The organism is Cupriavidus sp. OV096, from assembly GCF_900115455.1.
Lineage (GTDB): Bacteria > Pseudomonadota > Gammaproteobacteria > Burkholderiales > Burkholderiaceae > Cupriavidus.
In genome coordinates this window covers 533,069-551,758 of sequence record NZ_FOWM01000004.1, presented here as the reverse complement: position 1 = coordinate 551,758, position 18,690 = coordinate 533,069, and the positions used below count along the sequence as shown (strand labels likewise).

Genomic DNA, 18,690 nt, shown 5'->3' with positions numbered 1-18,690 from the left:
TGCCGGGGCGGAGCGGGCCACCCTGTCAGGTATCGTCGTGCTGCCGGGCGGGCGGGTCTGTTTGGTGGCGCACACAGCGCGCGGCGTCGCCGGTCAGCGCGGCAGCGTGTCCCTGTCGCGCTTCATGCCTGCCGTGCCCACCCAGCCCATCGTGCCATTCGCCGCGCCGGTAGGGCTCCTCCCGCCCGGCGAGATGGCTGGCGATGCGCTCGAGCATGCCATGCGTCGGCAGGCTCACCGACGGATGCGGCGCCGCCAGCGCCAGCAGCAGCACGACGCCCGCCACCACGCGCGGCGCGGCGCGCAGCGGCCGGGCGGACCAGACCAGGAAGCTGGCGCTCGCGCCGAAGCCCAGCGCCAGCCCGGCCACGATCTCGGCCGGCGAATGTACCTCCAGCGCCAGCCGCGACACGCCCACCACGATGGCAACCGCCACGCTCACTGCCACGGCCACCACCGCCATCACGCGATGGCGCTCCGGCACCAGCAGCCGCGCCAGCACCGGCAGCACGGCGGCGGCCATCGTGCTGTGCCCGGAGATGCCGGTGAAGTCGAAGGCGCGGCTGCCGATGCCCCAGCCCATGAAGGCCAGCTTGCTGGCCACGACCAGCGCCACGGCGCCGCCGAACGTGAGTGCCCAGCGCATGGCGTTGTCGCGGTCGTGCGGGGCGCGGCCCGACTGCAGCCACGCGAACACGACGAGCGCGCAGGGCATGAGCAGTGCGCTTTCGCCAACGCGGGAGACAAGGGGCCAGACAGACATGGTGCGGCAGCTCACAGAAAAGGATGACGGGGTTAGGCCGGCTGACGGAGGTTCGCACCGTCGCGCCCGCAGTGTGCGACGCAATGTTCAGCCGCCTCAACCAGCCAGAAGGTGGAGACGGTGCCGCGCGGCGTGCCAGCGGCGGGCGCGCGCCCGGCGCGGGGCATGCGTTTGCGCGGGAAGGTGGAGGCCCGGTGACCGGGGCGTGCGCCCCATGCGGCGCGTGATGCTTCTGGCCAATACGCCCGTTGCCGGCGTTTGGCTATCGTCACATGAATGGCGCACGTCCAGGACGGCGCCATTTCAAAGCCCGCATGGTCCCCCGGTCGGCGGGCTTCTTTTTTGGCGCGACGCCTCGTCGTCGTCCGCCGCGATCATCGCGCGCGCGGTGGCCATGTGCCGGGTGGCCTCCCGCTCGCCGAACTCGCACGCGGCGAGGACGGCGGCCGCCTCGGTGGCGAAGCACCGGCCGTGCAGCTCGCCCCGAAACAACAACGGCCCGCCTCCTGCGATGGCGAGCCGAATCTCGAAACAACATGCCCACTTGCCCCGGCCCTCGCGCACGGCAAAGCCATGCACGACCAGGATATTGACTCCGTGTTCCATACGACCCCCTGCGTCGCCACGGCGGCCGGCCTCTCAAAGGCACCGGCTTCAGACCGTGGACTTCTCGCAAGCATAGGTCGCGCGACGCGGCCGCGCCTTCATCCGGTTGCCGTAGTGCCGTCAGCGGAGTGGGGGTGGGGGTAGAGGTGGGAGACGGGCGCGGTGCCGGCATGGCGCGGCTGGGCGCGCAGCAGCGCCAGGGCCGCGCGCGGGAAGCACTGGCCGCCGGCCCAGACCAGCGCGGCGGCGGCACAGACCAGTTCGATCGGGGCGGGCACGGCCAGGCAGCCGCTGGCGCCGATCTGCGCGGCGTAGACCATCAGCGCGGCATCGAGCGAATCGGACAACACGAGCCAGCGATGCGGGGCCAGCCGCTCGCGCACGCGGTCCAGCAGCGCGCGGGGGTCGCCCTCCACGCCGCTGCAGTCGACGATGGCCATGTCCACCGGGGCGTCCGGCACGGTCTCGGAGGCGTCCGGATTGTCGATGGAGGCGGCGCGCGCCTCCGGGTCCGGGGTATCGAGCAGCCAGTCAGGCGCGTGCCATCGCACGGGCATGGAGATGTCCTGCCCCTCCATGCGTCTGGCGAGGATGCGGCACATCATTTCGTTGCTGGCGATCAGGTAGGTCGTCATCGACAGAGATCGGGCATGTTGGACGTCTGCGCGGCGCGGCGTGGGTCACCGCTGGCGCGACGGTTATCGGACGTCGGTTCACTGAACGCGTGCCGATTGGGCACACGCGACCTACCCGCGCGGCAGGCGCAGCCGGGAAGGCACAGATGGCAGGCTGGGGATGGATGACGGTGGCGGCGTGCGTCGGGTGACGCCGTCCGCAATGGGTCTGCAAATCGGCCTGCAATAAAGCTAGCAACCGCAGCCGGTCACCGCCTCATGCTTTCGGATGAGGGCGGGCCGGCAGAAGGGGGACGCGAGCGGATGGCTGCGCGACCGCGCTCAGGCGGCCTCACAGGCCTCCCGGGACTGCAGGACGGCGGACGGGCGGATCGAGGCCGGCGCGGTGACCGTCGGCCCTTGCCAGTTCAGCGTGGCGCCGCGCTGGAGCGCGACGTAGACCGCCTCGCCCTTGTTGCGCACGTGCAGCCGCTGATAAAGCGTGCATGCATGGGTCTTCGCCGTGGCCACCGAGATATTGAGCAGCCGGCTGACGGTCTTGATCGGATAGCCGCGCGCGAGCAGGGCCAGCACTTCGTACTGTCGCTCGGTGATATTGAGCAGATGGGCGCCTGCCGTCGGGGTTTCCAGCGGCGTGGCGTGCGACTGCGGGCCGTGGCTCGGCACACCGTGCAGCGGCACGACGATCGGCGCGGCGGCATGGCGGCTGTCGCGGCCGTCGGCGTAGGCTGCGGGCACCGGCACCGGCACCGGCGCGGCGTGGGCATGCTCGCCGCCCAGTTGGGCGTACGGATGGGCAGCCGGCTCGGCGCCACGCATGACCGGGAGCTGCGACGGGAAGCATTCGCCCCCGGCCAGCACCAGGCGGATGGCGGCTTCGAGCGCCTCGGCGGAGCAGGCTTTCGCCAGCAGGCCGCGCACGGTCTCGGGCAGGCCGAATTCGGGCAGCGGCGCCGGCACGTGTTCGGCCAGCACCAGCACGCGTTGCGGCTCCAGCCGCTGGCACAGGCCGGCGAGGCCAAGCCAGCCGGCTTCCGCATCGGCGGGCAGGCCATAGATCAGCAGATCGGCGTGGTGCGTCCAGGGATCCGGTTCATGCAGGGACTGGGGGTCGATATCGACGAGATCGCCGGGAACATGCGCCTGTGCCAACAGGTGGCGCAGCCCAAGGCGGAGCAAAGGATGTGGCTCGAGCAACAGGATGGTGGCCATGGCCGCTCACTTCTTATTGGCGCGCGCGGATGCCGCGTACAATCCACTGCGCGCTGATTGGACATGCTCCGCTTTTGGCACGGCTGCACGCCCATACGATAGGTATCGCCTCCTGAGCCTCGCAGCGTTTCCCGTCCTGGCTCGCTGCTGTCCTGCCCGGCCCTCCCTCGGAGGATGCCTACCGCCCCGTTTCGCGTATGACACGCGTTAGATGCTTCGCAACTCAGATTCAAATTAAATTGAATTCTGGTGTTCAGCATAGGAAGCACGCGGAGTGATTGCAAGCGAATGCTGCATTGCGGGGGTTTTCCCGTGTTGGGTTTTTGCCTAGGCTGCTTGCGGCACAAAATGCCTCATCAAGCACTTTTACAGCGGGTGTTTGCCATACATCACATGTATGACACCCGCGCTCACCACGTATATTTCGCCCCGATCCGGGCCGCATACTGGTGGAAACTTTGCGCCCCCCAGGCGCCCGACACGTTGGCCCAGCCGGTCCAGCGCGTCGAGATCGACAGGTTGAGCCCCAGCTTCAATTCATAGCGATTCGACGGATACAGCGTGCCGAGCGGCACCTCGTTGAAGCGGACGCTGCTGTCCGTGCTGGTATGCCACCAGTTCACAGTCACGTACGGCTGCCACTTGCGCGCGTCCGCACGGACATAGGTGCGATGCAGCCGCACGCCGAGCCGCGTGATGAGGCCGGTGGAGTCGGCACCCGCGATACGCGTGCCGTTGGGCTCGGTAATGTCGTGTTCGCGGTAGTCGACGTAGATCAGCTGCCCCTGCGGCTCGATCACCCAGTCGTGGCGCAGCGGCACGGCGTAGCCCAGTTCGCCCGAGACCGCCCAGCCCTGCGCGTGGTACTTCACGGTGGGCAGGGTGTCGCCTTCGACCTTGTTGTCGAACCAGCCGTACTGGAACCACGTATCTATATAGGTACCGAGCTTGCGTTCGTCGTTCTGGTACCAGGTGCCGTACGCGCCCACGCTGAAGCCCTCCACCTTGCCGCTGGCGGACGCCGGGTTGCCGGCCGCCTTCGCGTCGCTGCTGGCATAGCCGTAGCTGCCCATCAGCCCCAGATGCAGGCGGTCTTCCTCACTCGCCACCTTCCATTTGGCGAATTCCGCGCCCCCGTGCAGCAGGAAGCTGTCGGTATCGACCTTGAAATTGCCGTCCTGGCTGCGGCTGCCTTCCCATTTGCCGACCACGCGCAGCCATCCCGAGCGCGGCTTGTCCTCGGCCTTGTCGAACGGCTGGCCTTCCACGTACTGCGGCTCGCCCAGGCGGTCGTGCAGGCTGTGCACGAACATCTGCCCGGCCAGGCGCTGGTTGGCGAGATAGGCGGCCACCTCGGGGCGGAACAGCGCCTGCCCTGGCGTGGGCGGCCCCGGCGGGGGCGGATCGGGTGACGGATCGCGCTCGGAGCGCAGGTACCAGGCATCGGCCTGACTGCCGTCCAGGCTGCCCCGGTACAGGCGGTACTCATAGGGGCCGGCCACGGCGCGGCGGGCCAGCGCGAAGCTGCCGGGAGCGGTGGTGCCGCCGTTGACGGCATCGACGACCAGGATGCCATCGCGCTGCGTGATCGCGCCGGTGCCGCCGGCGTTGGTGATCGTCAGCCCGGTGGTGCCGGACGCGGTGCCGGTGTCGATGACGAGCCTGTCCGACGGTGCGTTGTCGCCGGCCAGCACCGTGTTCAGGCCGATGCCGCCCGCGGCGCCCGTGTAGGTGTTCACCGTCAGCGTCTTGAACGTGCCCGCCGACGGCGGCGTGAACAGGATCTGGCTCGCGGCGTTGGTGAGCGTGGTCAGCGTCGAGTTGCCGGTGAGGTGCCACGTGGTCTGGTCGCGCAGGGTGACGATGGACGTGGTGCCCGGTAGCGTGGTCGCCGCCCCGGTCAGCGTTGAGGCCGAGACATCGACGGTGGCGACATCGCCCACGGCCAGGGGCTTTTTGATCGCTGGCAGGGGGGCTGCGAGCGGCGCGACCGAATCGGACGGCGGGGTTGAGGGATCGTCGACGGACGGCAGCGGCTCCGGCCGGGCGATGGGGGCCTCGGGCGGCGGCAGCGTCGGAAAGTCCCCGATCGAGCCGACGCGGAGCCACTCGACGCCCGAAACCGTCGAGCCGGCCAACGTCACGGTGCCCGGCCCGGCCACGGCGATGGCCGGGCCGCTCCGGCTGGTCAGCACGGAGGCGGTGAAATCCGCGCCGGTGGGCACCTGCGCGGTGAACGTGTCGTTGTAGCCGGCCACGTAGAGCGCGGCGGCGTCCGCGTTGCTGGCGGTCACGGTCGCCCGGTTGCCGCTGACCTGGCCGGCGTCCAGCGCCACGGCGCCGTGCGCGCCCACGCCGCTGGTGCTCACGGTGGCGTTATCGATCAGGACGAGGCTCAGCGCGTTGCGCGCAAAGGCGCCATGCGCGGCGGCCCCTTCGGTCGTCACGCTGGACCCGGACAGCGCCTCGACCCGGCCTTTCGACACGGCGCGCAGCCCCATCGCGCCCGTGCCGTGCGTGATGACGGTGGTGCCATTCGTCAGGGAGACCCGCGCGGGCACGTCGAGCACGGTACGCGCCTGCGCCAGCGCGCCGTGGGCGATCTCGCCCATCGTCTCGATGTGGGACGCCGTGGCTACCACCGTTGCCACGTTGGGCTTGAGCGGGTCCACCCCCGCGTAGACACCGATGCCGTTGCGGCCGTCGGTGAGTACTGAGGTCTGGTTGATCTCGATCGTGCCGCCATCGTCGGCGGCCACGCCAATCGCCTCGTCGCCCCGGTTGTGGATGGCGAGGCCATTGGTCACGAGCCGCGCATTGGGCAAGGCGGCCGTGACGCCCTTCACGCGCTGGGCGCGGGCCGTGGTGCCGAAGGTATCGACCGTGCCGCCGTTGATCGTCGCCAGGCCGTCCTGGGTGATAGCGATGCCGGGTGCGTTGGCGCTGCCCGTGGAGACGATCGCCACGCCCTCGGTGGTCAAGGTCGAGCCCACGCCGCCGACATTCACCGTGGGCACCTGCCCGCCACTGCTGAGGGTGCCGCGCGTGATCGACATGCGCGAGCCGGAGCCCAGCGCGATGGCGGCACTGCCCGCGCTATCGACCGAGACGTCGGTCAGCATGGCGTCGCTGTTGCCAGTGACCGACACGCCGCGATAGGTCGGCGCGCTGACCGTGCTGTTCGTCAGGGTCGCAATGCCGCCCAGGTCGACCGCGACCCCCGCGGAATTGTTGCCGCTGGCACGGATCGTAGCCTGGTCGATGGTGGCCGAGGAGCCGGTGCCCGACACGAACACGCCGTGCGCCATCGTCGCCGGCCCGCCGGTGAGCAGGTTGCCGCTGCCGCCAATGGCAATGCGACCGCCCGAGACCGCGGCGGCGGCGGCCACGGGGCCGCTCGCGGCATTGCCAGTGCCGGTGGCCGTGAGCGTGCTGCTGGACAGCTCGATGGCGCCGCCCAGTTCGGCGCGCGCGGCATTCGAGAAGTTGGACGCCACCGCGACGGTGTTGCCGGAACCGGTGATCAGGCTGCCCGCGCCGGTGGCCACAAGCCCATTGTTGAAATTGCGCCCGCTGCCGGCGGCGCCCACGGTCAGGTTCGATTGGGTCAGCGTCACGGACCCGCCGCCTTCGGCCCGTACGCCCTGCATCGACACCGAGTTGGCCGGCGCCAGGTTGAGCCGGACGTTATCGGCCACCACGCGGGAGCCCGCGCCAACGGCCTTGAGCCCAACCTGGCTGGCCGCCGCCGCACCGTTGGAGGTGGTATTGATGGCGCCGCCCGTCAGCGAGACCCGGGCCCCGCTCAAGGCGTTGACGCCGTTCGCATTGGCCACGCCGAGGCTCAGCGTGACGCCGGACGCCGTCACATCCGCACCGGCGCCGGTGCCGGTGATCGCCACCGGCGCCGCTGCCGTGGTGCCGATGGCCGAAGCGCTGACCGTGCAGGCTGTGGTGGCGGATACCTGCCCCGTGCCGATGGTCGGGCAGGCCGCCTGCCCGTGCGCGGCGGGAGACAGACTCGCCAGAACGACGCCGCCCACGGCGCCCACGCCGACGCCGGCCTTTCTCCGCCTGCTGACCATGGGTCGCCTCCCTTCGCCCGCTTGGTCTTAACACTGACCAGCGAGGTTTCCTCATTCTGGAGACTGGGCTGAAGAACGGAAGTCAAATGTTTGGGGGTCTGTTTTAAGCGTTTCAGCGAAACCGGCAGACGGTGAGCCCAGGGGGCCATCCCGGGCAAATCCCTTGGCTTCCCATCGAAAATAATTTACATTGCACTTTGATATTCAAAAGTGCCTGGTACGGATTGGCACTCCGCTAAAGTTGTTATAACTCAATCACTTACCACCCCTTCTTCATGAGCACGGATCCCGACACGCTCGCCGCTACCAAGCTCACTCGAACCGAATTTGCAGTGGTGCGGGCGTATGCCCAGGGCATGCGGCCGGTGGACATCGCCAATCGCTACCTGCTCGATCCGGACGATGACGATGTGCTGACCGAGCATCAGGCGGTACAGCGCATCCTGACGCTGCGCGACCGGCTGGTGCAGTTCGCGCTCCAGCACGACCGGCCCGATATCGCGGCCATGTTCGAGGCGCTGCGCGGGCGGTCTGACGCCGGGATGACGCGCCGGGTGGACGCGTTGTCGTCCATCGAGCGGCTCGGCCAGGGCCGGCCGCTGCCGGGGCATCAGGTATCGCTGTGGTTCCGCCCCAGCCTCGCCCGCCGGCTGGCGACGGGGGGCGTGCGCACCATCGCCGATTTGACTGATCTGGCGAACCAGCGTGGCAGTAGTTGGTGGCGTGCCGTGCCACGCATCGGCCAGCAATCCGCCGAAGTCATCACACGATGGTTGGGTCAGCAGCAGTCGGTGATCGCGACGGCGGTGCGGCCATATGTGCTTTCGCCGTCACAACACCGGAGCAGACCCGCACTGGTCCCGGAGCGGCTGGGGCCGGCGATGCGCGAACCCGTTCCGCTCGAACACATGCTGGCGCCATCGTCTGGCGACCCCGGCGCGGCGGTGCTCGGGGATGACCTGCGGTTCATTCGGGACTGGGTAGCCCGCCACAGCGGCTCCCCGCATACGGCCGGGAGCTATCGACGGGAGGCGGAGCGGCTGCTGCTCTGGGTCGCCCAGCAGCGTGGTTCGGTCCGGGGGCTGGAGACGGATGATCTCGTGCGCTACCGCAGCTTTCTGGCGGATCCCCAGCCGGCGGCCTTCTGGTGCGGCCCGGCGGGCGCCCGAGACCGGGCGCACTGGCGGCCGTTCGAGGGACCACTCGGCGCGAGCTCGATCGAGGCTTCCCTGCGTGTGGTTCGCGCCCTGCTCCGGGCGATGGTGCGGGCGGGGGTGCGGCAAGGCGGTGCGGCTGTACCGGCCGGGGGCGTACCCGTTGCTGCGTCGGAATCTATCGAAACGAATCGCTCGAATTTGCTTCCGCCCGGTGTTGTCGATGACTTCCTGGCATGGCTCGGGGCGGTGGAGGCCTCCCCCAGACACCGGGCCGCACGGGCGACGGCGCTGCTGGTGCATCGGCACGGGGTGCGGATTTCGGCACTGCCGGCGATGCGGCTGGGGGATGTCCGGCTCGCCGGACGCGGCGCGCGGCTGCTGCCCCGGGGCCGAAATGAATCCGAAGATTCAGGTTTGCGGCTCGATGAAGACGTCTGGATGGCGCTGCGCGCGCACTGGGCCGATCGCGGGATTCAGGTGGAGGCCGGCTGGAACGCCGACGCCGCCCTGCTCGCACCAAGCGAATTTCCGGCCACGGCGCGAGGTCGCGCCAAGCAGGCGCAGGTCGGTGCGGGCTACGCCGCGAGTGGTTTGGACCAGTTGCTACGGGGTACCTGGAAGCGCTTCGCGGCGGGCCGAGAACTGGCCGAAATTGGGTTCACGCCGCGCCTCCTGGCGCTCGCCGGGCGTCCGTTGCCGGACGGCCCAAAATGACCCCGAGCGTACCTTTTGCTGCGATCCAAATGTTCGATGAAACAATGAGTTAGCGAACGCGACTGCAAAAAACTCAGAGTAGCGTTTTATCCAATCCGAAGCGTGCCTTAAGGACCTCGAGCAGGTCCTCCCGGGCATTGCGGTCGGACAGCTGAACATCGAGCATTACCCGGCCCGAATCCCACTCCTTGATCGTGCCCAGAAGCTGCCCCGACTCGGTCCGGATCTTGTACTGCCGGCTGATCTCCTTGACCTTGCGCGACTTCCCTTCCTGCGCATGTTTACGGATCGCCTCGACCTCGCGGCTGGACAGGCCGTCGTTCATGATGCGCGTCGCCAGATCACGCGTGCGGTCTTCGCCGGCGATCTTGCAGAACAGCGTCAGCTCGTAACCGGCGGCAATCCCGATGGCGCTCGGTCGCTCACGCATCACGCCGAGCACCGAGTCCGGCAGCTTCAGCAGCGCCAGGGTCTTGTTAACCGTGCCCGCCGACATCCCGGTCAGCTCGCAGATCTCCTCCTCCTTCTGGACCTTGCCTTCGTCCAGCAACTGCCGCCAGGCAATCGCGTTGTCGAGTGCGGACTGGTCCGAGCGCTGCTCGTTGAGCAGGAACGAGAGTCGGTAGAAATCGAGGTCGCTGAGGTCGCTCTCGATAAAGCATTCCATCTCGAGCTTGCCGGCCGAGGCCAGGGCGCGCTTGCGATAGTGACCATCGATGAGGATGTAGTGCCCGGGGCGCACCGGGTCCGGCGCCGCCAGACCGGGCGTTTTCTGCCCATGCGTAGCGATCGACGCAGCACGTTCCTGGACCACTGCGGGATCATAAATTCGACGCGCATTGAAAGGATTGTCGTGCAGTTGCGCAATGGGGATCTTGATCAGCGTTCGACCCGTTTCAGTCGGTTCCGCACTTTCAGCGCTGAAAGTTTGGATTTCGGCAACTACCGGACGCTCGGGACGCTGGGTCTGGAGCAGGCCATTCGGGTGCTGGGAGATCGCCGCTTCCGCCCTGGCGAAGCGATCCATCGTGTCGTTGCGGGTTTTCTCCGCCGCCATGCCGGCCAGCATGCCGGCCTTCAGGCTTTTCAGTTTCGTTGCCATGGGAATTACTCGATCAGGGACAGGATTTCGTCGACCATCATGTCGACCTCCTGCACGGCCTCGCGGGCGCCCGGCACACCGTGCACGGTGCAGCCAATGGCCTGGCATTCCCGGAACGCCGAACGGGAGCCGATCAGGGCGTTCAGCAGCGGCACATCACCGTCATCCCCCAGGATCTCGATGGCCTGGCGGGCAATCGAGACGCGTCGCTGGACCATATTGGCCATCACGCGTATCTGCAGGGTCTCATTCTGGACCTGTGCATGCTGCGCAAGCGTCTTCGCTGCGACGGCCGCCCACAGGTCAGGCGGCGACGGGACAACCGGAATGATCGCGAGGTCGGAAATCAGGAGCGCGCTCGACGGCGCGGCCGAATGCACGGCGGGCGGGCAGTCGACAAGGATGTAGTCGTAGTCGTGGATGAATTTGCGGACTTCGCGGTGCATCGCGCCGCCGGACGGCGCCAGGCCGATCACGGAAGCGGGAAATGGGCGTTCGTCGGTCGCCTGTGCGGCCCATCGCGTGGCGGTGCCCTGCTCATCCATATCGACAAGCATGGAACGGGCGCCGCGCAGGCCCAGCGTGCCAGCCAGGTGCATGCTTACCGTGGTCTTGCCACAGCCGCCTTTCTGGTTGAACACGGTAATGATTTTTGCTGCCACACTGGCCTCACTTTCAGCGCTGAAAGCGCACATGACGAGTTCTCTACAGGCGGAACTGTAGCCAAATCGGCAGTGCGCTACAACCCATTTTTCATTATTCAAATTTTATGTCTCGTAGCGTGATACCTCCACGCCACGGTGAAAGGGTAAACACCGCCTACCTCAAATTTGCGGAGATTTCCTCTTGAAAAGAGGCAGAGAATCCGCCTAAAGTAAAGATAGTGCGCATTACCCCGCACATGACACAGCAGAACAAACTGGTTATGATGCGCGCTACAGTCGAGTCAAGTCGTGTCAACCTCGTTGGCTTCCGTTCGGTATCTACGAGACCTCAACGTGCTTGAACGGTTGTTTGCGTTGTGTACAAGAACTTGCTTCGAAAGGAAATTCCTATGGCAACCGGTACGGTCAAGTGGTTTAACGAGACCAAGGGCTTCGGCTTCATTACCCCGGACGACGGTGGTGCAGATCTGTTCGCGCACTTCTCGGAAATCCAGGGCTCGGGTTTCAAGACCCTGAAGGATGGTCAGCGTGTGACGTTTGAAGTGAAGCAGGGCCCCAAGGGTCTGCAGGCATCGGCGATCAAGCCCGCCTGACCCTGTCTCACTGAACGTCCTGCCATGCGCGCAAGCGCGTGACGGGTAAAAGAAAAAGGCAAGCGCTCGTCGCTTGCCTTTTTCGTTCCAGCGGTCAGTTCGCCTTCAGGCCAGCTTGCGAACGCTCGTGCGGGACGGCTGCAGGACCAGGGCTTTCGACGAATCGGCGTCGACCTTGGCGCCCGGATACACCACCAGCACATCCTTGAGCGCCTTGCGGAACAGCGCGCGGAACTTGCGCTCGCTCTCGGTCTCGGTACCGAACTGCATCTGGAGCGCTTCCCAAGGGATCTCGGTGCGTCGTTGGATCGTGAAGAACCGGTAGGTCAGCCACGAATACACGTCCAGTGCGAACGGCGACTGCTTAAGCGCCTTGAGCGCGCGCATATCGACCGGTACGGGACGGTTCACCAGCTCGTTGAAGAACGGCTCGGAGAGCACCACGAAGCTCTCGAACATCGAGCCCTGACCGGGCTGCATCGGGTCCCACCACGTCGACAGCTGGTCGGCCAGCAGGTAGCCCACACGGTCGATCGACAGGGGTTCGTGATTCGGCGTCTGATTGGGTGTCGGCGTCGACTTGTTCTGCACGATCGCAATGGTCGCCGAGAACAGCCGGATCATTTGCTGGCGCACCAGCGTCATGGTTCCGCGCTTGCCGCCGGTGGCCATCGGAATGCCGAGGTTGTACATGAATTCCGACAGCGAATTGCCGAGCGAGATGCGGCGGTCCTCCACCGTGCCCGTAAACTCGCCGCGCTTCTTCTTCGCCATGATTTCCTTGCCGATCCAGGCAAGCATCAAACGCGGATAGGAGCCGTACGGATACCCGAGTGACACGGTTTCGGAGACGAGCTTCTGACGACCATTGGCCGCTCGTTCGGAGCGCTGCTGCGTGAAGTAGCCCGGCTGGATCATCAGCGAGATGTTGCCGCTGGTGCGCGTCCACACGGGCGGCGCGCCCTTCGGGGCGCGATACGGCAGGGTTACCTGCACGCTGGCGCGGCTCAGGAAGCCCACTTCGCCACTGTGCCAGGCGTCCTCGCGCTCCATCGCCTGGGCCTCGTCGAAGAGGCGCTGGAATTTCTCGGACGGAACCAGGACGTTCTCGTTACCGGGAACGATGATGCGGGAAGGCTCGTGATCCCCTTGCAGGACGGAGCGATCCCCCTCGGTGGCCAGGGAGCGTTTGATGGGCATATTGACGGGCTTCGGATTACCCGCCTTTTTACGCGAACCCGTAAACGTTGTCACGCAGAAACAGGTACGTATACGTTCTTTGTGTGTTTTGGCTGTCCGGTCGCGTTGCCCCCGAGCTTGCGGTTCCCTGTCAGCGCTGACGGGCTTGTCTGCAAGCGATCTGTTTCGGGTGTCGGGTTTCTCACGACTGGCAGGATGGCCGGCATGCGGTGGGCAACCCGCCAGGGTTGTCCACGGTTGGCGGCGCATCAGCTACAAGTAAACGATACCGTTACGGGTTAACTACTTGTAAACCGTATACGGAGGGAAAACGCCGTTGATTTCAAAAGGGAAAAGTACGCCCCGCGAACCCGATTCTGCGTGGAAGCGTACTCGATTCTGCGAAGCCCCGAACCCGAATCTGCGGCTGGGCGAACCCGTTTCAGCGGAAACAGCGAACCGGATTCTGCGGGGATAACTCACTGATCCCACAGGCTTTTCCACAGCGGGATGGGCAAAAAGCGTACCTGTTTCTGCGCGAACCGTACCCGACGGCCGTTTCCCTGCGTGGAGGGGCTGTGAACAACCGCGTTATCCCCGCAGAAATGGGTGCGCCGTGAGGTTTCCAGCCAGTCGATGCGTACCCGATTCTGCGGGCCAAGCGGCTCAAAGCGTACCTATTTCTGCGCTGGGCCGGTTCGAAGCCTCCCAGCCTCGTTGCGTACCAGTTTCTGCGGCGTACCCAATTCTGCGAGTTGGCAGCATTTTGCTGCGCTGCCGGGAACCGTACCCATTTCTGCGGCGATTCCAGCGCCAGCAAATGCCAAGTGCGTACCCAATTCTGCGCAAATTGCGGGCGCAATGCGTCAGCCTGCAAAACCAGTCCGACTATAGCATTAGCTTTGCTTAAAAGCCAGTACTCACTCTCAACGTATACCGAATCAAACCGAGGAATCCGCTGCGTACCCGTTTCTGCGCTACGTTGACGCCCCGCAGTGCCGCTCGGAACGTATACATCTCCCGCGCCCTGAGCGACCGTACCCGTTTCTGCGCGTGCATCCACACCTCCGACGTCACCTGCTGCTGAAACCGTACCCATTTCTGCGACCCCATACGAGGCTGCGGACCGTATACGGCGGGCTTTCGCGGCGTACCCGATTCTGCGGGGACAACTCGCGGGGGATTCCCACCCTAGCCAGGCAAAAATCGAAGGAAACCGGCCTCGAGCGATGGGACGCCACAAGCCAATGCGTACCCGTTTCTGCGTGCGATAGCGGCCTGCCGAGGCGACGGCCAGCCGCCAGCCGTACCCATTTCTGCGGAGATCAATCAGGAAGGCGTACCCGTTTCTGCGGCGCGACTGCGCGGGGCACGAAAAAAGACGCACGACAAATTGAAGCCGGTCGACCTGAAGCCCGATCCGGCGGAAAACAGGCGAAAAAAAACCCCGCCAGTGATGGCGGGGCTCTTTCGGTTGCTGGCACACCTTGCGGCGTGCCGGAGCTACCTTGGCTTACAGCGGCGTGATGTTCGCAGCTTGCAGACCCTTCGGGCCGTTCTTGACTTCGAACGACACGCGTTGGTTTTCCTGCAGCGACTTGAAGCCGTCGGCGCGCACTTCGGAGAAGTGGGCGAACAGATCATCACCGCCTGCGTCCGGCTTGATAAAGCCGAAGCCCTTGGCGTCATTGAACCACTTGACGATACCGGTTTGCATGGTATTGCTTTCCAAAAAAAGATAAAAAAGAAACCGATGGTGCACACACCATCGCACTGCCAACTCAAGGAAAGGACACCATGGACAACCGAAGTACCAACGGTGGCTAACGAATGAACTGTTGCCTCGTCGCTTGAATCTAGCTGTGGTTTATACGGGGGATTCGCGGCTTCGTCAAGGTGGGGATTCCCCGCCAGGGGCTGGCACCGTCACGTTGGCCTATGGGATCATCCCGCCTTTTGCCTATTGTCTGTCATGCAGCCCATGGCTGCCGCCCGGGCCGGGCGAGCCAGACGAAAGCAGGCGCAACACATTCCAGGAGACCCGACATGTCCCTACCGGACCCCGCCGAGCGGCCGGGCAGCGATTCCGCGCCCGCCTTCCAGTCCAGCCAGGCCAGCGCCAGCCTGGCCGAGCGCCTGTTCCGCCTGGCCGAGCACAACACGAACGTGCGCACTGAAGTGCTGGCCGGCGTGACCACGTTCCTGACGATGGCGTACATCATCTTCGTCAATCCGAGCATCCTCGGCGATGCCGGTGTGCCCAAGGACGCGGTGTTCGTCGCCACCTGCTTGGCCGCGGCCATCGGCACGCTGATCATGGGGTTCTTTGCGAATTATCCGATCGCGATGGCGCCGGGCATGGGCCTCAACGCCTACTTTGCCTATACAGTCGTCAAAGGCATGGGCCTGCCGTGGGAAGCGGCGCTGGGCGCGGTGTTTATCTCGGGCTGCCTGTTCCTGCTGGTCACGCTGTTCCGCATCCGGGAGATGATCGTCAACGGTATCCCGCATGCGATCCGGGGTGCGATCACGGCGGGCATCGGGCTGTTCCTGGCGATCATCGCGCTGAAGAACGCCGGCATCATCGCGGCCAGCCCGGCCACCCTGGTGACCATCGGCGATCTGCACCAGCCTCCCGCGATCATGGCGACTATCGGGTTCTTCGTGATCGTCGCGCTGGACCGCCTGAAGGTGAAGGGTGCGATCCTGATCGGCATCCTGCTCACCACCGTGCTCAGTTTCCTGTTCGGCGGCAACACCTTCCACGGCGTGTTCTCGGCCCCGCCGTCGATCGCGCCCACGCTGTTCAAGCTAGATATCGCCGGCGCGCTGTCCATCGGCATCATCAACGTGGTGCTGGTCTTTTTCCTGGTCGAGCTGTTCGATGCCACCGGCACACTGATGGGTGTGGCCAACCGCGCCGGACTGCTCAAGGCTGGCAAGATGCACCGGCTCAACAAGGCGCTGATGGCCGATAGCACTGCCATCATGGCCGGCTCGCTGCTCGGCACGTCGTCGACCACCGCCTATATCGAGAGCGCGTCTGGCGTGCAGGCCGGCGGCCGCACCGGCCTGACCGCCGTGACCGTGGCCGTGCTGTTCCTGGCCTGCCTGTTTATCGCGCCGCTGGCCGGCACGGTGCCGGCGTATGCCACCGCGCCGGCGTTGCTCTATGTCTCCTGCCTGATGCTGCGCGAGCTGGTCGACATCGACTGGACCGATGTCACCGAGGTCGTTCCCGCCGTGCTCACCGTCCTCGGCATGCCGTTTACGTACTCGGTGGCCAATGGCGTCGCGTTCGGCTTTATTGCCTACGCGGTGCTGAAGCCGCTGACCGGCCGCGCGCGCGAAGTACCGGTCATGGCGTGGATCATCGCCGCCGTGTTTCTGTTCAAGTTCTATTACCTGCCGGGGCACTGAAACCGACCGAAAACGTCCGACGCCGTACCCGATTCTGCGTTAAATGTGAGCGCTCATTAACCTGACGGGTCGCCTGCAGTGTGAGATTCTGATCTCACACTAAAGTATGAGACATGGCTGAAACCGATCACTTCGGGCTGGACAAACCGTCTCAAATGCACTGAACTAGAGGCGAAGTAGAAGAAGGGCGCGTGAGAGCGCCCTTTCTTGACTCCGGCCTATATGGAGGGCCGCGGCCCGCGCGCGGCGGCCGCCATCGGCCGAGAGCGTCCAACGAGACCGTCTCGCAGCGGCGGCGGGGCCACCAGGAAGTCACAGAAGTCATAACAGACCACACGGCCGACACGTGTGGCAGACAACAGACAGCTCAAAACCAAACATAGACAGTGGTAATCGTACGCAGTGCCGGGGGTGTTGTTCAACGGGGAACAAATCATGACCGCAGGAGAGATCCGGCGTCCCGAATTCGGGCCCATCAGTGCATCCGCCAGTCGATCGATTCACCGCGCGCCATTGGCCAGTGACGCGTCCGATATTTCACTACGGGACGCCGACCTAGGCGGCCCGGACACCGAAGTCGCCGTGCTGCTCGCCGAGGACACGGAGATTTCGCCGCGCACGCGCCAGGCCGTCGAGGCCCTGATGCAACGCCATCGCATGCTGGCCGAGGAACTCGCGCGCCAGCGCACGCTGCTCCAGGAATGGATCCTGAGCCAGCTCACCTACAAGGCGCTTTACTTCCAGTACTCCGGCCAGTCGCCCGAAGCGCCCAGCGTGGACCTGATGCGCGAGAAAGACATGGTGCGCCGCCGCATCCGCGACGAACTGCACGCCGGCCGTGACTACGACAGCGTGCTCGAAGAACAGTCTCGCAGTCTGTCCAGACCGTGATGCCGACGTTGCGCGCGGGGGAGCCCCCGCAGCCGGCGGAAACCAGCCGGGCCATGTGGCCCGCTTCCGGCCCGATTGCCGGGGTGGCCACCGCGAACAAAAAGACAAACGTCAGGGAGAACGGCATGGACCGACTGTGCAAAGCGTCGACACGCTCCGCACAGATCGTGCTGGTGTCGCGTTTCGAAGATTTTGGATTCAGTGCCGAGCAATTCGGCCAGGGCTGGGAGATCCGGCGCGTGCAGCAGGTGCGCGACCTGGAGCGCGTGGTGCGGGGCAGTGCCCCCATGGCGGGCATCCTCGACCTGCAATCGACCTATTCCGATGCGGAGCTGACCCAACTGGAGCAGGGCCTCCAGCATCTGCACGTGACCTGGGTGGCGATCACCTCCAACGAGATGATCGAGGACGAACGCATCCGCCGCATGATCCGCGACTATTGCGTGGATTACGTGCGCACCCCGTTCTCGTTCGATGAACTGGCGTACACGCTCAAGCACGCCCACGGCATGGCCAGCCTGCATGGCGTGCGCGCGCCCGAGCATGTGCCGCACGGCCCGATGATCGGCGACTGCAACGTCATGCGCGTGATGTTCCGCTCGCTGGCCAAGGTGGCCCACAACGACGCGCCGGTCTTCATCTCGGGCGAGTCGGGCACCGGCAAGGAACTGGCCGCGCAGGCCGTCCACGAGGCATCGAGCCGCCGCAAGGGCCCGTTCGTGGCGATCAACTGCGGCGCCATTCCCTCGCACCTGGTGCAGTCGGAACTGTTCGGCTACGAGAAAGGCGCCTTCACCGGCGCCAACGCGCGCAAGATCGGCTGGATCGAGCAGGCGCAGGGCGGCACGCTGTTCCTCGATGAAATCGGCGACCTGCCGCTCGAGAGCCAGGTGGCGCTGCTGCGCTTCCTGCAGCAGGGCTGCATCACGCGGCTGGGCGGGCATCAGTCGATTCCGCTCGACCTGCGCATCATCTCGGCCACGCACGTGGACCTGGTGCTGGCGCAGACGGACGGCCGCTTCCGCTCCGACCTGTTCCACCGACTCTGCGTGCTGACGCTGACGATTCCGCCGCTGCGCGATCGGGGCGAAGACATCCTGCTGCTGGCCAACGCGGTGCTGACCGAGCACGGGCACGAGGCCCACCGGCGTATTCGCGGCTTCTCCGCGTGCGCCACGCAGGCGATGATGCAGTACGCCTGGCCGGGCAACGTGCGGGAGCTGATCAACCGGGTCCGGCGCGCCATCGTCATGACGGACAACCGCAAGATCACTGCGGAAGACCTGCAATTGCATGGGGGCGTGGAGTTGCCGCGCAAGACGCTCGATGCCATCCGCGAGGAGGCGGAGCGCGAGGCGATCCGCACGGTGATGGCCAGCCACGGCTTTCACGTGGTGCCGGCGGCGCGCGAACTCAATGTGTCGCGCGTGACGCTGTACCGGCTCATGCACAAGCACAACATCCGCGTCGATTCGCAACCGGGCGCCGTGGCGGAGTAATTCGCCCCGGGCACGCCCGTGCCGAAGTGCCAGGGGGAACCCGGCGACGTCCGCTCGCCGGACCCCCTTCGTCCCACCGCCCGGACAGCAGCGGCAGGCTAGCGCGGCCTGGCCCGCGCGGAGATCGTCCTCAATCTCGATCGCACACAAGAATCGTTCCTGCCTCCCT

14 protein-coding genes are annotated in these 18,690 nt (G+C 65.8%); 5 read left to right on the top strand and 9 right to left on the bottom strand.

The window, feature by feature from the left end:
- Positions 1–25 precede the first annotated feature (25 nt).
- The 5 genes from BM115_RS12665 to BM115_RS12645 all read right to left on the bottom strand — a co-directional run bounded on the left by BM115_RS12665 (position 26) and on the right by BM115_RS12645 (position 7,301).
- A complete protein-coding gene (locus BM115_RS12665; protein WP_218158028.1) occupies positions 26–715 on the bottom strand; it encodes a phosphatase PAP2 family protein in 690 nt (229 codons plus the stop codon).
- Between the two features lie 351 nt (positions 716–1,066).
- On the bottom strand, positions 1,067–1,369 hold the full coding sequence (locus BM115_RS12660) for a hypothetical protein (RefSeq protein WP_255370794.1): 303 nt from the start codon (positions 1,367–1,369) through the stop codon (positions 1,067–1,069).
- A 98-nt stretch (positions 1,370–1,467) separates the two neighbouring features.
- Entirely contained in the window at positions 1,468–2,004 is a 537-nt protein-coding gene (locus BM115_RS12655; RefSeq protein WP_255370793.1) for a DNA-binding response regulator, read from the bottom strand.
- A gap of 321 nt (positions 2,005–2,325) precedes the next feature.
- Complete coding sequence (locus BM115_RS12650; protein WP_092294202.1) at positions 2,326–3,216, bottom strand: helix-turn-helix transcriptional regulator; 891 nt, start codon at positions 3,214–3,216, stop codon at positions 2,326–2,328.
- A gap of 410 nt (positions 3,217–3,626) precedes the next feature.
- On the bottom strand, positions 3,627–7,301 hold the full coding sequence (locus BM115_RS12645) for an autotransporter outer membrane beta-barrel domain-containing protein (RefSeq protein ID WP_092294200.1): 3,675 nt from the start codon (positions 7,299–7,301) through the stop codon (positions 3,627–3,629).
- A gap of 275 nt (positions 7,302–7,576) precedes the next feature.
- Here BM115_RS12645 and BM115_RS12640 point away from each other — a divergent pair, with 275 nt between their 5' ends.
- Positions 7,577–9,172 carry a phage integrase family protein gene (locus BM115_RS12640; protein ID WP_092294198.1) on the top strand — a complete coding sequence of 532 codons (1,596 nt, stop codon included), beginning with the start codon at positions 7,577–7,579 and terminating at the stop codon, positions 9,170–9,172.
- 73 nt (positions 9,173–9,245) lie between these two features.
- Here BM115_RS12640 and BM115_RS12635 read toward each other — a convergent pair whose 3' ends face one another.
- Both BM115_RS12635 and BM115_RS12630 read right to left on the bottom strand, forming a co-directional pair.
- On the bottom strand, positions 9,246–10,274 hold the full coding sequence (locus BM115_RS12635; RefSeq protein ID WP_092294196.1) for a ParB/RepB/Spo0J family partition protein: 1,029 nt from the start codon (positions 10,272–10,274) through the stop codon (positions 9,246–9,248).
- A 5-nt stretch (positions 10,275–10,279) separates the two neighbouring features.
- On the bottom strand, positions 10,280–10,936 hold the full coding sequence (locus BM115_RS12630) for an AAA family ATPase (RefSeq protein ID WP_092294390.1): 657 nt from the start codon (positions 10,934–10,936) through the stop codon (positions 10,280–10,282).
- Between the two features lie 392 nt (positions 10,937–11,328).
- On the opposite strand from BM115_RS12630, the gene BM115_RS12625 reads away from it, so the two are divergent.
- On the top strand, positions 11,329–11,532 hold the full coding sequence (locus BM115_RS12625; protein ID WP_006159056.1) for a cold-shock protein: 204 nt from the start codon (positions 11,329–11,331) through the stop codon (positions 11,530–11,532).
- Between the two features lie 105 nt (positions 11,533–11,637).
- On the opposite strand, the gene BM115_RS12620 is transcribed toward BM115_RS12625, so the two are convergent.
- A complete protein-coding gene (locus BM115_RS12620) occupies positions 11,638–12,732 on the bottom strand; it encodes a replication protein RepA (protein ID WP_092294194.1) in 1,095 nt (364 codons plus the stop codon).
- A gap of 1,492 nt (positions 12,733–14,224) precedes the next feature.
- Positions 14,225–14,428 (bottom strand): cold-shock protein, encoded by a 204-nt coding sequence (locus BM115_RS12610; protein WP_008646365.1) that lies wholly within the window; start codon positions 14,426–14,428, stop codon positions 14,225–14,227.
- Positions 14,429–14,757: 329 nt separating this feature from the next.
- On the opposite strand from BM115_RS12610, the gene BM115_RS12605 reads away from it, so the two are divergent.
- The 3 genes from BM115_RS12605 (at position 14,758) to BM115_RS12595 (ending at position 18,521) form a co-directional block, all read left to right on the top strand.
- Entirely contained in the window at positions 14,758–16,131 is a 1,374-nt protein-coding gene (locus BM115_RS12605; protein WP_092294190.1) for an NCS2 family permease, read from the top strand.
- Positions 16,132–16,566: 435 nt separating this feature from the next.
- Positions 16,567–17,022 carry a hypothetical protein gene (locus tag BM115_RS12600; RefSeq protein ID WP_092294188.1) on the top strand — a complete coding sequence of 152 codons (456 nt, stop codon included), beginning with the start codon at positions 16,567–16,569 and terminating at the stop codon, positions 17,020–17,022.
- Positions 17,023–17,147: 125 nt separating this feature from the next.
- Positions 17,148–18,521 (top strand): sigma-54-dependent transcriptional regulator, encoded by a 1,374-nt coding sequence (locus BM115_RS12595; protein ID WP_092294389.1) that lies wholly within the window; start codon positions 17,148–17,150, stop codon positions 18,519–18,521.
- Positions 18,522–18,690: the final 169 nt, after the last annotated feature.